Source organism: Salinibacterium sp. M195 (assembly GCF_019443965.1).
Lineage (GTDB): Bacteria > Actinomycetota > Actinomycetes > Actinomycetales > Microbacteriaceae > Rhodoglobus.
Map to the genome: position 1 here is coordinate 468,348 of NZ_CP040814.1, position 13,313 is coordinate 481,660.

Annotated in this window: 13 protein-coding genes and 2 tRNA genes; 3 read left to right on the forward strand and 12 right to left on the reverse strand. The window is 57.4% G+C overall.

Annotated features, from left to right (window positions below):
* Positions 1-42: 42 nt before the first annotated feature.
* On the forward strand, positions 43-1,767 hold the full coding sequence (gene pknB, locus FFT87_RS02245) for a Stk1 family PASTA domain-containing Ser/Thr kinase (protein WP_219949760.1): 1,725 nt from the start codon (positions 43-45) through the stop codon (positions 1,765-1,767).
* 118 nt (positions 1,768-1,885) lie between these two features.
* Here the strand turns inward: pknB and FFT87_RS02250 are convergent, their stop codons facing one another.
* Genes FFT87_RS02250 through FFT87_RS02260 form a run of 3 tightly spaced genes read right to left on the reverse strand, consistent with a single transcriptional unit; the run spans position 1,886 to position 3,449 of the window.
* Positions 1,886-2,521 (reverse strand): aminodeoxychorismate/anthranilate synthase component II, encoded by a 636-nt coding sequence (locus tag FFT87_RS02250; protein ID WP_219949761.1) that lies wholly within the window; start codon positions 2,519-2,521, stop codon positions 1,886-1,888.
* Positions 2,518-2,676 carry a hypothetical protein gene (locus FFT87_RS02255; protein ID WP_219949762.1) on the reverse strand — a complete coding sequence of 53 codons (159 nt, stop codon included), beginning with the start codon at positions 2,674-2,676 and terminating at the stop codon, positions 2,518-2,520. The genes FFT87_RS02250 and FFT87_RS02255 overlap by 4 nt, the downstream gene beginning before the upstream one ends.
* Complete coding sequence (locus tag FFT87_RS02260; protein WP_219949763.1) at positions 2,676-3,449, reverse strand: class E sortase; 774 nt, start codon at positions 3,447-3,449, stop codon at positions 2,676-2,678. Before FFT87_RS02260 ends, FFT87_RS02255 begins: the two co-directional genes overlap by 1 nt.
* Before the next feature lie 81 nt (positions 3,450-3,530).
* On the opposite strand from FFT87_RS02260, the gene FFT87_RS02265 reads away from it, so the two are divergent.
* Complete coding sequence (locus FFT87_RS02265) at positions 3,531-3,761, forward strand: cell division protein CrgA (RefSeq protein WP_219949764.1); 231 nt, start codon at positions 3,531-3,533, stop codon at positions 3,759-3,761.
* A gap of 59 nt (positions 3,762-3,820) precedes the next feature.
* Here the strand turns inward: FFT87_RS02265 and FFT87_RS02270 are convergent, their stop codons facing one another.
* The gene (locus tag FFT87_RS02270) at positions 3,821-4,465 is read right to left on the reverse strand and encodes a rhomboid family intramembrane serine protease (RefSeq protein ID WP_255560017.1); all 645 of its coding nucleotides are present in this window, start codon (positions 4,463-4,465) and stop codon (positions 3,821-3,823) included.
* Positions 4,466-4,659: 194 nt separating this feature from the next.
* Positions 4,660-5,199 (reverse strand): peptidylprolyl isomerase, encoded by a 540-nt coding sequence (locus FFT87_RS02275; RefSeq protein ID WP_219949766.1) that lies wholly within the window; start codon positions 5,197-5,199, stop codon positions 4,660-4,662.
* A gap of 133 nt (positions 5,200-5,332) precedes the next feature.
* On the opposite strand from FFT87_RS02275, the gene FFT87_RS02280 reads away from it, so the two are divergent.
* Positions 5,333-5,884: a hypothetical protein gene (locus FFT87_RS02280; RefSeq protein ID WP_219949767.1), complete on the forward strand. Its 552-nt coding sequence runs from the start codon at positions 5,333-5,335 to the stop codon at positions 5,882-5,884.
* Between the two features lie 344 nt (positions 5,885-6,228).
* Here the strand turns inward: FFT87_RS02280 and FFT87_RS02285 are convergent.
* The 7 genes from FFT87_RS02285 to recF form a co-directional block, all read right to left on the reverse strand.
* A tRNA-Ala gene (locus FFT87_RS02285) sits at positions 6,229-6,301 on the reverse strand.
* Positions 6,302-6,331: 30 nt separating this feature from the next.
* Positions 6,332-6,405: transfer RNA gene (locus FFT87_RS02290), tRNA-Ile, on the reverse strand.
* Positions 6,406-6,453: 48 nt separating this feature from the next.
* Entirely contained in the window at positions 6,454-6,864 is a 411-nt protein-coding gene (locus FFT87_RS02295; protein WP_219949768.1) for a DUF3566 domain-containing protein, read from the reverse strand.
* Positions 6,857-9,433: a DNA gyrase subunit A gene (gene gyrA / locus FFT87_RS02300; protein WP_219949769.1), complete on the reverse strand. Its 2,577-nt coding sequence runs from the start codon at positions 9,431-9,433 to the stop codon at positions 6,857-6,859. Before gyrA ends, FFT87_RS02295 begins: the two co-directional genes overlap by 8 nt.
* A 59-nt stretch (positions 9,434-9,492) precedes the next feature.
* Positions 9,493-11,487, reverse strand: a complete 1,995-nt coding sequence (gene gyrB / locus FFT87_RS02305) for a DNA topoisomerase (ATP-hydrolyzing) subunit B (protein WP_255560019.1) — start codon at positions 11,485-11,487, stop codon at positions 9,493-9,495.
* A 165-nt stretch (positions 11,488-11,652) separates the two neighbouring features.
* Positions 11,653-12,153 (reverse strand): DUF721 domain-containing protein, encoded by a 501-nt coding sequence (locus FFT87_RS02310; protein ID WP_219949770.1) that lies wholly within the window; start codon positions 12,151-12,153, stop codon positions 11,653-11,655.
* The gene (gene recF, locus FFT87_RS02315; protein WP_219949771.1) at positions 12,146-13,309 is read right to left on the reverse strand and encodes a DNA replication/repair protein RecF; all 1,164 of its coding nucleotides are present in this window, start codon (positions 13,307-13,309) and stop codon (positions 12,146-12,148) included. Before recF ends, FFT87_RS02310 begins: the two co-directional genes overlap by 8 nt.
* Between the last annotated feature and the right edge of the window lie 4 nt (positions 13,310-13,313).

The following is a 13,313-nucleotide window of genomic DNA, read 5'->3' on the forward strand; positions in this document are numbered from 1 at the left end:
TAAAACGGTATTTACCCCACGAGAACAAACAGGAGTGAACTAGTGAGCGAAGGCGTGGCACAGGGCGTACGCCAGCTCGCTGGGCGATACCAAATTGGCGAGCTTCTCGGCCACGGCGGTATGGCGGATGTTCACCTTGGTGTTGATTCGCGGTTGGGGCGTCGAGTTGCCATCAAGCTGCTCAAGCCGTCGCTCGCTAACGATCCTGCTTTCCGGACTCGTTTTCGTCGGGAAGCTCACGACGCGGCGAAGATGGCGCACCCCACGATTGTGCGCATTTTCGATGCCGGTGAAGAGTCAGTTGTCGACCCCTCTGGGCACGAGACGCTCATCCCGTTCATCATCATGGAATACGTCGACGGTCGTCTCCTCAAAGACATCGTTGCAGAGGGCGCTCTTGCTCCGGCAGAGGCCGCCCGCATCGTTTCTCAGGTACTCACGGCGCTCGAGTATTCTCACCGTGCTGGTGTCGTGCACCGTGACATCAAGCCGGGCAACATCATGGTCACGACCAGTGGGCAGGTCAAGGTCATGGACTTTGGCATCGCCCGTGCTGTGTCTGACTCGGCCGCAACCATCGCAGAGTCGAGCGCTATCGTTGGAACCGCGCAGTACTTCTCTCCTGAGCAGGCGCGTGGTGAGAGTGTCGATGCTCGTTCTGACCTCTACTCCACAGGTGTTGTGCTCTTCGAGCTCCTCACGGGCAACCCGCCGTTCACCGGCAACAACCCGGTCGCCGTGGCGTACCAGCACGTCAACTCTGAGGCGATCCCGCCGAGCACCTCGACCGCTGCAGTTTCGCCGGCGCTCGACGCCGTAGTTCTTCGGTCGCTTTCCAAGGACCGCTATGACCGCTATCAGAGCGCGGCAGAGTTCCGCACTGATGTTGAGTCAGCAGCAGCGGGCTCTGTTCCTGAACGTAAGCAACTCGTTCCCACAGATTTCAACGCCACTCTTTTCGGCGTGAATCCGAAGGCGACTGCCGGCAGCGATGCCACTTTCCGTCAACTTGCCGTTGATGAGAATGATCGCACTCCTCGAACCCAGAACCGTCCGCCTGTTGCGTGGATCTGGGGCGGTATCGCGCTAATGGCCGTGGTCATCGTCACTGTGGTGGTCTGGGCATTTAGTCTGACTCCTGCCCAACTCAGTGGCTCGAACTCGGTAAAGGTTCCTGACGTAGCTTCAATGACCTACGACGAAGGTGCTTCTGTGCTCTCCGAGTTGGATTTGGTGCCCAAGCGCGTCAATCAAGCGAGTGAAACCATCGATGAGGGTGTCATTATTCGCACTGATCCAAGCCCAGGACAGGTAGTTCCTCCTGGTCTTGAAATCGAAGTAGTTGTATCGCTTGGTCGTACTCCCGTGACCGTGCCCAACGTCAGCAACATGCAAGAGGATGCGGCGATCTCGATGCTGGAATCGGCGGGACTTGTCTACGGCACTAGCTCTCAGGCCTATTCGCCCAATCTCTCCAAGGGAACTGTTATCAGTTCAGACCCACGCGGCGATGCCGAACGCACTGCAGACGGCGCGATCATCCGCGAGGGCGAAACCGTCAACCTGGTCGTCTCTAATGGTTTGGTTCAGGTTCCCGATGTCACGGGCAAAGACATCGGTGAGGCGAACACCACGCTCACCGGTCTCCAACTCAGCGTCAAGCTGAAGGCAGACTTCGGCTGCGCCGGCAACACCGTGAGCTATCAGTCCCTCGTCGGCGATCAGGCGCAGAAGTCCGAAATCACCCTGCAGTACTGCGCCGGGTAGCGTAGACGCCCCAAACCCGACAGCTCCCTTCCGGTAGGCCAGCTGGGCACCGTCTGGCGTTTGAGAAGTCGCTCCTCCCCGACTGGGGCGTGCGGGAGCCAGCCTCTCGGCCTGGACGCTATTTGTGAACGAGGGGTGTGAGCGACTTGGCTAACGCCGGAGCCTCAAGCATCCCTACGCGGGACAACCAGTTGCCCAGCATCAAGTAGCCACCCTCGGTCAGAACCGACTCGGGATGAAACTGCACGCCATAAACCGGCTGGGTCTCATGCTGAACACCCATGATCACGCCACCCGCCGTGCGAGCCGTGATGTGGAGGTTTGCAGGAAGAGTTCCGTCAACGATCGCGAGCGAGTGATAGCGGGTCGCCGTGAATCGTTGCGGCAGATCGCGAAAAATGAGGCTGTCGTCGTGATCAATCAACGAAGTTTTTCCATGCATGAGTTCATCGGCGTGTGTCACTGTCGCGCCGAGCGCTTCCGCGATCGCTTGGTGTCCGAGACAGACGCCAAGCAGCGGGGTGCCGGAGGCGAGCGCAGCATGAACGATGGGGATGCTCACGCCGGCGTTGGCCGGGGTGCCCGGGCCTGGCGAGAGAAGCACGGCGTCGTAGTCCGAAAGCACCCGAGCAGCGTCCTCCGCGCTGAAGGAGTCGTTGCGCACGACGTCAGTAGTGGCCCCCAACTCAAGCAGATACCCGTTGAGCGTGTAAACGAAGCTGTCGTAGTTGTCGACGACCAGAATGCGGGTCACTGTTGCACCGTCGCATCCAGCGGGGTTACGAGCGGCAAGACCCACGGGAATACCCAGATAAAGAGCGATGCCACGATCGCGGCCGCTACCACCAGCAGAATGAGGATGCGTACGACTACCGGTCCGGGGAGCATGCGCCAGAGTGCTGCGTACATTAGCCAGCTCCTTCAAGTTTTTGGGCGATTGCCGCGATCTCGCTTGGCGCCCCTTCTGAACGCGGGTACCAAGTGTCGTAGACGGCGTACGCGATTATGCGTTCGTCAGCGGTGTGGATGGGGTTGCAACTCGTGAGCGTCATAATGCGATCACTCGCGACAGCGCCATCGAACTGCGGCACGGGATTGAGTACGCCAACGCCGGAGGCCAGCACATATTCGAGTGAACGGAAGACATAGCGATACCACCCGGCCTCGGTCTCAACGTAGACGCTATCGCCCAGTTGGAGTTTGTTGATATCGAAGAACGGGTCACCCCAGCCGGTGCGGTGAGCGGCAACCGCGAAGTTGCCTACTTCGCCGGGCATTTGTGTTCCTGTGTAGTGTCCGACACCACGCGTGTTGAGTACACGCTCAAGGCTGACGCTTTCGGCGATGGGGCGAGTGTAGTCAGCTCCGAAACGCGGCACGATCAGCGTGCCAAACGTGACGGCTTCTCCTGGCGCCTCGGCCACGATAGGAACGCCGGGGTCGGCTCGCTCTTCAGGGGCGAGTCTCACGGCTTCGCCCTTATTCCACTCTTGACTGAGCTCGAGAGCTTCTTCGCGTTGAGTGTTGCTGACAAAGATGTTGTTCACCCACGTCTGCCACACGAGGAACAACAGCACGATTACACCGGCGGTGATGAAGATTTCACCGAGAACCCCAATGAACGAAACGGGACGTCGCGACTTAATCTTCCGCCGGGTGCGACGACCGTCTTCGTGAACCATAGCCACGATTCTACGCACTGGCGCGCACTGGTTTCTGCGCGGCCGTCCGGCACACAGGGCGTTCGCGCTAGAATCTGAAGTATGGCTCGTAATTCTGAAGAAAAAGCACCGTCACGTCCCGCTGAAGATGCTCCCAATCCGGTGTGGTTTAAGCCCGTCATGTTTGGCTTCATGCTTATCGGGCTCGCCTGGATCATCACGTTCTATGTGAGTAACCAACTCTTGCCGATCGCGGCACTGCAGCAGTGGAACATTCTTGTTGGCTTCGGCATCCTCTTTATCGGATTCCTGATGACCACGCGCTGGCGCTAGAAATTACACGCGTGTAGTTATACCCAATGTTAATAAACCTGTGGATAACTTTTAGTCACTTATAGGACGAAGATCCGCAGCAGAGTAAGGCTGATCAGTCCCGCTACCACCAGAGCGACGAATGAGATCTCTGCGGTTGACGACTTCTTGTTGCGCTGACGCAAGAACACCAGCGCCAGCAGCGCACCAGTCGCCAGTCCGCCAAGGTGGGCTTGCCAAGAAATGCCAGAGCCGGGGATAAACCCGATTACTAGGTTTGCGGCCAACACGATGAGTAGCAGTCGGTTGTTCACACCCATGCGGCGTTGGATGACGAAGAATGCCGCGGCCAGGCCGAAGACTGCTCCGGATGCCCCGATAACGACGGATTGCGGCGCGAGCAGTAGCACAGCGACCGAGCCACCGAGCGCGCTGATCAGATAGAGCGCAATGAACCTCGCTCTACCGAGGGGCAACTCCAGCGCGCGCCCAAAGATAAACAGCGTGAACATGTTGAACAGCAAGTGAAAGAAGCTGGTCTCGGAGTGGAGGAACGCAGAGGTGATCATGCGCCACGGCTCAGCAGCCGTAAAGGGCGGATAGTACGCGAGTGCCTGAAATACCCGGCCGTCGGAGACCAACTGCAATAAGTACATGACAACGGTCAGCCCGATGAGCGTGTAGCTAACTACAGGCTTGCCGCTCGACGCCCGTGCCGCCCGCATGAGAACGGGTTTGCGCTTCGGCCCATTGGCCCGAGCCTCTTTGATGCATTCTGGGCAATGTACGCCCACAGCTGCCTGCGTTTGGCAGCTGGGGCATACGGTGCGCCCACATCGCTGGCAGAGAGTAAAACTTTGCCGGTCAGGATGCCGGTAGCAAAAATTTGCGCTGGCATCCGGCGATGTGGTCACGAAGGTTAGACCTCGTCGATCGTGACGGACTCGATGACAATGTCAGTGAGGGGCTTGTCGCTACCGTCTGTGTCGACAGCTTCGATTGCGTCGACGACCTTGCGCGACTCATCGTCAGCGACAGCACCGAAAATGGTGTGCTTGCCTTGGAGCCAAGGAGTAGCAACCGTGGTGATGAAGAACTGTGAACCGTTGGTTCCCTTGCCACCGCGCGTACCGGCGTTTGCCATAGCGAGGATGTAGGGAGCCGAGAAGTCGAGCTCGGGGTGGATCTCGTCGTCGAAGTTGAAGCCGGGGCCGCCGATACCCTTACCGAGCGGGTCGCCGCCCTGGAGCATGAACTGCTTGATGATGCGGTGGAAGATTACGCCATCGTAGAGAGGCGCTGTGGTCTTCTGACCCGTAGCGGGGTGCGTCCATTCGATGTCGCCTTTGGCGAGTCCAACGAAGTTCGCAACAGTCTTCGGCGCGTGGTTGCCGAAGAGGTTGAGACGGATTTCTCCGAGATTTGTCTTGATTGTGGCAACTGCGGTGTGTTGAGACATAAGGTCAATTCTTACATAGCGAAGCTGAGCCTTATATCCGCACTACTCAGCGTGCTCACAGTCAAAGCAGTGCGCACTCTGAACCCAGCGTGGCAGTATGTAAGAACTGTTCGACCATCTTTGGAGGTTTCCCGTGGCACTAACTCGCAAACGCCGCAAAGAACTCAAGCGCTTGAAAGGTCAAGCTGAAGGCCTGTGGAACGACCAGAGGGAGCTTCTCGACCACGCTTCCGCGGTTGTCCGCGAGGCGAGCCATCAGGCCGCCAACTACGCTCGTGAAGAAGTTAGCCCCAAAATTCACAACACGTATGACTCTCGGGTAAAGCCCGTGGTGTCATCATCAGTCGCTGGCGCCCGCTCAGTAGCCGAAAGCACGCGCAGCAAGGTGAAGGGCGACATTATGCCCGCCGTGACCTCTGCGCTAGGCACAGCCCTCGCGGCGATCGAAGTGGCCAAGAACCAGCAAGTTCGGGATGCGTTCGCTCGCGTCTCCGGACTCGCCGCCACCGCCGGTGAACGCGCGGGTCTCGTCAAAGCACAGCCGCAGCCCAAGTCGGCTGGCTTCGGCCGCTACGTCCTCATCGGCGTCGGCGTCGTTGCTGCCGTCGGCGTGGCCTACGCTGCGTGGCAGACACTGCGCGCAGATGACGACCTGTGGATCGACGACGAAGCAGAGACTGCGTAGCTTTTCTGCCACACACCGCACACGGTGTAGCTCCAACCTCTTAAACGATTCTGGCCCGGTTCTTGGTGAACCGGGCCAGAATTTTTTGGTTTGTGCTCTGCGGTCGCAGCAACTCGGCGAGTAGCGCGCATGCGCTTGTAATGAAAGTTTCCCGCGCAGGAAATGACACAGCCGAACTAGCCGCCGGCGGCACCGCCTCCGCGAGAAAAGTCGCGATGCTCGGAGCACTTCACCGCCGCGCGCTCCGTGCTGAGGGATCCATCCCAGACACGTTCGCCCTGGACTGTCCCGCGAACGCAAAAACCCCGGCCAGGAAACTGGCCGGGGTTTTTGTTGTCGTGCTGTGGAGCCTAGGGGAATCGAACCCCTGACCTCCTGCTTGCAAAGCAGGCGCTCTACCAATTGAGCTAAGGCCCCAATTTAAGGAATCTCTTGTGAAGATTCCAGTGGGGGTACGTGGACTTGAACCACGGACCTCTTCGTTATCAGCGAAGCGCTCTAACCGCCTGAGCTATACCCCCGTTGGGCAGATACGAGAGTATCGCATTCTGGCCGTTTGACGTAATCGACTAGTTGTTGGTGAAACCCACAAGGATTCCGCCGGTCAGTCGAACGCTGAAGTTATAAAGCATACTCGAAATTGCACCCAACGCTGTACCGACCAAGGTGTTGAGCAACGCAACAACCACCGAGAACAAGGCGACCTGGGCGAACCCGAATGAACTGGTCACACTGAAGTCGGTATCTTTCGTCAAGATGTCGCGGAAAATGCTGTCGAGATCGCCGAAAATACCGGTCGAGTTCAGCACAATCCACACGAGCATGGTTGCCACAACAAGGACGATACCCAGTGAAAGCGAGACCAAGAACGAAAACTTTACTGCCGACCAAAAGTCGATGTACACCAGCTTGAGGCGAACCTGTTTTACCGATGTTTGGCGCTGCGACTTGCGTTGCAACTTCTCCGCGACACTACTCATCTACCGACTCGTCCTTCCCAGCAGGGGCATCTTCACTCGCAACGCTATCGTCTTGAGCTTCAAGTTCTTTGTTGTCTAGATTTCGTTCGCTATTTCGTGCGATTGCAATGATCTTGTCGTCTGCTGCAAATCGAGCGAAAACGACGCCCATGGTGTCACGGCCCTTGGCCGGAACCTCAGCGACAGAAGAGCGTACCACCTTGCCACTGGCAAGAACCACAAGAACTTCGTCCTCGTCCCCGACCATCAATGCGCCGGCCAAATCACCACGTGCACCATCAAGTTTGGCGACCTTGATGCCCAAGCCACCACGGCCCTGAACCCGGTATTGGTCGGCGGCAGTCCGCTTGGCGAAACCGCCCTCCGTAACCACAAAGACGAAACCACTGTCGGGCACGACGCTCGCACTCAACAGGCGGTCATCCTCTCGGAAGCTCATCCCCATCACACCCGACGTCGACCGGCCCATCGGGCGCAGTGCCTCATCGGATGCGGTGAAGCGAATCGACATTCCCTTGCGAGAAACCAACAACACATCGTCAGTGCTCTCGACGAGCATTGCCGAGACAAGTTCGTCGCCCTCGCGCAAGTTAACGGCGATGATTCCGCCGCTACGGTTGGTGTCATATTCGGCCAACGCGGTCTTCTTGACAAGACCGTTGTACGTTGCCAACACCAGATAGGTGGCTGTTTGATAGTCACGAATGTCGAGAATTTGTGCAATTTCTTCGCCCGGCTGTAATGCCAAGAAGTTGGCGACGTGCTGACCCTTGGCGTCGCGACCGCCCTCCTGCAGCTCGTAGGCCTTGGCCCGGTACACACGCCCCGTGTTGGTGAAGAACAGCAACCAGTGGTGCGTCGTGGTGACGAACAGGTGGTCGACAATGTCATCCGCCCGCAATTGCGCGCCCTTAACTCCCTTGCCGCCGCGGTGCTGGCTACGGTAGTTGTCGCTGCGGGTGCGCTTGACGTAACCGCCGCGCGTCACCGTGACCACCATCTCCTCTTCAGGGATGAGGTCTTCCATGCTCATATCGCCATCGAAACCCATCATGATTTCGGTGCGACGGTCATCGCCGTACTTGGCGAGCAAGTCGGTGAGTTCTTCGCTGACGATGTCGCGCTGACGCTGTTCGCTGGCAATAATCGCCTTGAACTCGACGATCTCGAGCTCGAGCGCATCGTTCTCATCGAGGATCTTTTGACGCTCGAGGGCGGCGAGGCGACGCAGCTGCATGTCGAGAATGGCACGTGCCTGAATCTCGTCGATTTCCAGCAGCTTGATGAGCCCCTCGCGGGCATCTTCCACTGTCGCCGAACGGCGGATGAGCGCGATGACCTCGTCCAGTGCATCAAGGGCCTTCAAGTACCCGCGCAAAATATGCGCACGCTCTTCGGCCTTACGCAAACGGAACGCAGTGCGTCGAACAATAACTTCGATCTGGTGAGTAGCCCACGCCGTAATAAAGCCATCGATAGACAACGTGCGTGGAATTCCATCAACGATCGCGAGCATGTTTGCGCCGAAGTTTTCCTGCAACTGGGTGTGCTTGTACAGGTTGTTAAGAACAACCTTCGCGACGGCATCACGCTTCAGGACGATCACGAGACGCTGACCCGTACGACCTGACGTTTCATCCCGGATGTCGGCGATGCCGGCAAGCTTGCCATCCTTGACAAGGTCGGCGATTTTCAGCGCGAGGTTGTCGGGGTTCACCTGGTAGGGAAGTTCGGTGACCACGAGGCAGGTACGACCCTGGAGCTCTTCGACATTCACAACCGCACGCATCGTGACCGAACCACGGCCTGTGCGGTATGCATCCTGGATTCCCTTGACGCCAAGAATCTGCGCACCGGTGGGGAAATCTGGGCCCTTGATGCGCTGAATAAGCGCCTCAATGAGTTCATCTTGTGTTGCTTCAGGGTGGGCTAAATGCCACAGAGCGCCTTCGCCAACCTCACGCAGGTTGTGGGGCGGGATGTTCGTGGCCATACCGACCGCGATACCGACGGAACCGTTGACGAGCAGGTTCGGGAAGCGGCTCGGAAGAACGGTGGGCTCTTGAGTGCGGCCGTCATAGTTGGGTTGGAAGTCGACGGTGTCTTCTTCAATATCCCGCACCATTTCCATAGCGAGCGGGGCCATTTTGGTTTCGGTATAACGGTGGGCTGCAGCGCCATCGTTACCGGGCGATCCAAAGTTTCCCTGGCCGAGGGCCAGCGGATAACGAAGGCTCCACGGCTGCACCAGACGAACTAGTGCGTCGTATACCGACGAGTCACCGTGGGGGTGGAACTGCCCCATGACGTCACCAATGACACGAGTGCACTTGGAGAATCCCTTATCTGGACGGTACCCACCGTCGTACATCGCGTAAATAACGCGACGGTGCACCGGCTTCAAACCGTCACGCACTTCGGGAAGCGCACGACCCACGATGACGCTCATCGCGTAGTCGAGGTAGGAGCGTTGCATCTCCAGTTGGAGGTCGACCTGATTAATCTTGTCGTGCCGGTCGTCTACGGGTGCATCTTCGAAGGTTTTCTTCGGAGTTTCTTCGTCAGCCATTAAGTGTCAATTCCAGTCTTGATCAGTCGCGAGTGCGGGCGCCGTGAGCTCTGTGTGAGCTAGATGTCTAAGAAGCGGACGTCTTTGGCGTTGCGCTGGATGAAGTTTCGGCGAGACTCAACGTCTTCGCCCATGAGAGTTGAGAAGGTTTCGTCGGCCGCGGCCGCGTCATCCAAAGTGACTTGGAGAAGCGTTCGGGAAGCGGGATCCATCGTGGTTTCCCACAATTCCTTGTAGTCCATCTCGCCAAGACCTTTGTAGCGCTGGATGCCGTTGTCTTTCGGCATGCGCTTGCCCGCCGAAAGCCCCGCTTCGGTGAGTGCATCGCGCTCGATGTCGCTGTACACATATTCGTGCTGGGCGTTGCTCCATTTGAGACGGTACAGCGGAGGCTGCGCCAAATAGACATAGCCCAAATCGATGAGCGGACGCATGTAGCGGAAAAGGAGGGTCAGCAGCAAGGTCGTAATGTGCTGGCCGTCGACATCAGCATCGGCCATCAAAACGATCTTGTGGTACCGAGCCTTCTCGGGATCAAAGTCTTCACCAACGCCGGCGCCAAACGCCGTGATCATGGCCTGGACTTCAGCGTTGCCGAGCGCACGATCGAGGCGCGCCTTTTCTACGTTGAGGATCTTGCCTCGCAGCGGAAGGATTGCTTGGAACTCGGGGTTACGACCCTGAACGGCGGAACCGCCGGCCGAGTCACCCTCCACCATGAAGATTTCAGACAGCGAGGGGTCCTTACTTGAGCAGTCCCGAAGTTTTCCGGGCATTCCGCTCGACTCAAGAAGTCCCTTACGACGAGTCTGTTCGCGAGCCTTGCGAGCAGCAAGACGAGCTTGGGATGCTTGAATCGCCTTGCGAATGACATCTCGAGCTTGTGTGGGGTTGCGATCGAACCAGTCACCGAGCTGTTGGCCGGCGATGCGTTGAACGAATGCCTTCGCTTCTGTATTGCCCAGCTTGGTTTTCGTCTGGCCCTCGAACTGCGGTTCACCCAGTTTGATCGAGATGACAGCAGTCAGTCCCTCACGCACATCATCACCGGAAAGGTTCTCGTCCTTTTCCTTGATGATGTTCTTCTCCCGGGCGTACCGGTTTACAAGAGTTGTCAGCGCGGCGCGGAAACCCTCTTCGTGGGTTCCACCCTCGTGCGTGTTGATCGTGTTGGCGTAGGTGTGAACGCTTTCGGAGTATCCAGCGGTCCACTGCATTGCAACCTCGAGTGAGATCTTCTTCTCGGTGTCTTCCGACTCGAAGGCGATGACATCCGGATGAATGAGCTCGTTCTTCTTTGCTTTATTCAAGTACTCGACATAGTCGACGAGACCACGTTCGTACATGTAACTTTCGACGACTTCTTCTTCAGGACGCTCGTCGGTGATAGTGATGCGCAACCCCTTGTTAAGGAAGGCCATCTGTTGAAACCGCGCACGCAGAGTTTCGTAGTCGAACTCGACGGTCTCAAAGGTCTCTTTGCTCGGCCAGAACGTTTGCTGTGTTCCGGTTTCATCGGTGGATTCGCCCTGAGCTAGCGGCGCCAGAGGAACACCGTTGGCGAAACTCATTCGCCAGACGTAGCCCTGACGGCGAATCTCTGTATCAATTTCAGCCGAAAGCGCATTGACGACAGAGATACCCACGCCGTGAAGCCCACCAGAAACGGCATAACCGCCGCCACCGAACTTTCCGCCAGCGTGCAGCATCGTCATGACGACCTCAACGGTCGATTTTTGTTCCTGCTGGTTGAGGTCGACCGGAATCCCACGGCCATTATCGCGCACGCGAATGGAACCGTCTTTGCGAATCCAAATGTTGATGGTGTCGCAGTAACCAGCGAGTGCCTCATCAACAGAGTTGTCCACAACCTCATACACGAGGTGGTGCAATCCACGCGGGCCGGTGGAACCGATGTACATACCAGGGCGCTTGCGAACAGCTTCGAGACCCTCAAGGATCTGGATTTGATCGGCACCGTAACTGTCGGCGGCAACATGACCGTTGGAAATGATCTGGCTCTCGGGCACGTCGTTTTCGGGCGTCGATGTCATCTGAAGTTAGGCTCCTGCCGCTAGTTCACACTCGCCATTCAGAGCTCATGCTCCATGAGGAGGTGCTTCTGACGGCTCCTAGGATTCTACCAAATTCCGCGGGTCAAAGACGGCCATATCGCGTTCTGCGGGAGTTTCTTTGGATGCGTGACCCATTTTGCCTTGCTAACCGTAAGTATCGCGCGGGCCCCGGCCTGGAATTGATCTGGGGCCTCTTTTCCAGGAAGGGGCGTTCGGTCCATCAAAGCGCACTGATTCGACACCGGCATGGGGATACTGCTGCGCGATCGTTGTGGTGATTCGAGAACGCATCAGCCGGAGTTGTGTTGCCCATGCTGTCGAATCGCACTGAACCGTGAGTACGCCCTCGTCGATTCCCACCGGTTTCGAGTGTTCTGCTGTCTCAACACCCACGATTTCGGGCCACCCCAACATCAACTCTGAACGCGCGAGCGGTGACGTCCATCCCATGTTGTTTGTGAGGCTATCCATTACGTCACCAAGCCCATGTGGATCACGCCCGGGAGCGAAGGGAACACTGGTACCTGGTTCTTTGCGATCCCGTTTTCGCGCCATATACGACCGCTTCGTCGCATCCCCAAAAACTTCTCGAAATCGCAAATAGACCGCAACGTGCTCATCGACAGCGGGATCTCTCTCATTCACTGCCGACCACCTCGCCAGCACGAATGTGAATCACATGCGCGGCGAGATGCTCGGGCACATCATCGAAAACCGCCGCGGTGATGAGTACTTGTTCGAAATTAGCGATTGACTCGGCCAGGCGTTCTCTTCGGGACTGATCTAATTCGGCGAACACGTCATCCAAGATCAACACGGGATCCCCCGCTGACGATTCTCTTCGCAAGAGTTCAGCGGACGCGAGTTTCAGTGCGAGGGCGAACGACCAAGATTCTCCGTGGCTGGCGTAACCACGTGCGGGCAAACCATTCAGACCGAAGATGAGGTCGTCGCGGTGCGGGCCGACAAGAGTTATCGCTCGGTCACGCTCTGTCTTACGGACTGAATCAAGAGCAGCGGCGAATGCAGTGGTCGCGTCAGCGACCGAAATTATTTCGCCGACAGCGTTAGTTGCCACCGCGTTCTCCGGGTCGTCCTGGCGCGAAACTATGCTGAGCGAGTTCGCCAACGACGCTCCATGATCCGCACCGACAATCCGCTCGTAGGCGCGAGAAACCTCAGGACTCAAGTCGGCGACAAGAGAACTTCGCGCGCTAATTATTTCGGAACCAAACTCGATGAGTCGCTCATCCCAGACATCGAGTGTGCTGAGCTGCGCGTCGCGATTTCCCGACGCTCGGGCCGTTTTCAATAGCATGTTGCGTTGTTTGACTACGCGTTCGTAATCAGAAATCACTCCGCTAAATCGAGGCGAACGGAGAATAAGTAGGTCATCGATAAAACGACGGCGCCCCGAGGGTTCGCCACGAACAAGAACAAGATCCTCTGGAGCAAAAAGTACGCTGGAAAAGTAGCGAGGAAGCTCGCGCGTACGGATCGCAGACCGGTTGATTTGCGCGCGGTTCGCACCACTGCGATTAATTTGAACCTCGGCCAAAAATTTTCGATCGTTGTGTTCAAGTCTCACTCGGACTATTGCGGCATCCGTGTGTTGGCGCACCATCGCGTGGTCTGTGGATACCCGATGAGAGCCGAGAGTACTCAGAAAGCCAAGAGCTTCAACGAGATTCGTTTTACCTTGGCCGTTAGAACCGACGATCAGGGTCGGGCCAGCACCGAGTTCTAGCGCTAGTGATTCGTAGTTACGAAAATCTTTGAGCTCAACATGGGTAACAAGCATTGCA

Excerpts from the sequence above, each read along its gene's own strand:
- FFT87_RS02255 (WP_219949762.1), bottom strand. The coding sequence starts at position 2,676 with ATGTACGCAGCACTCTGGCGCATGCTCCCCGGACCGGTAGTCGTACGC.
- FFT87_RS02260 (WP_219949763.1), bottom strand. The coding sequence starts at position 3,449 with ATGGTTCACGAAGACGGTCGTCGCACCCGGCGGAAGATTAAGTCGCGA.
- FFT87_RS02265 (WP_219949764.1), top strand. The coding sequence starts at position 3,531 with ATGGCTCGTAATTCTGAAGAAAAAGCACCGTCACGTCCCGCTGAAGAT.
- FFT87_RS02270 (WP_255560017.1), bottom strand. The coding sequence starts at position 4,465 with ATGCGGGCGGCACGGGCGTCGAGCGGCAAGCCTGTAGTTAGCTACACG.
- FFT87_RS02275 (WP_219949766.1), bottom strand. The coding sequence starts at position 5,199 with ATGTCTCAACACACCGCAGTTGCCACAATCAAGACAAATCTCGGAGAA.
- FFT87_RS02295 (WP_219949768.1), bottom strand. The coding sequence starts at position 6,864 with ATGAGTAGTGTCGCGGAGAAGTTGCAACGCAAGTCGCAGCGCCAAACA.
- gyrA (WP_219949769.1), bottom strand. The coding sequence starts at position 9,433 with ATGGCTGACGAAGAAACTCCGAAGAAAACCTTCGAAGATGCACCCGTA.
- gyrB (WP_255560019.1), bottom strand. The coding sequence starts at position 11,487 with ATGACATCGACGCCCGAAAACGACGTGCCCGAGAGCCAGATCATTTCC.
- recF (WP_219949771.1), bottom strand. The coding sequence starts at position 13,309 with ATGCTTGTTACCCATGTTGAGCTCAAAGATTTTCGTAACTACGAATCA.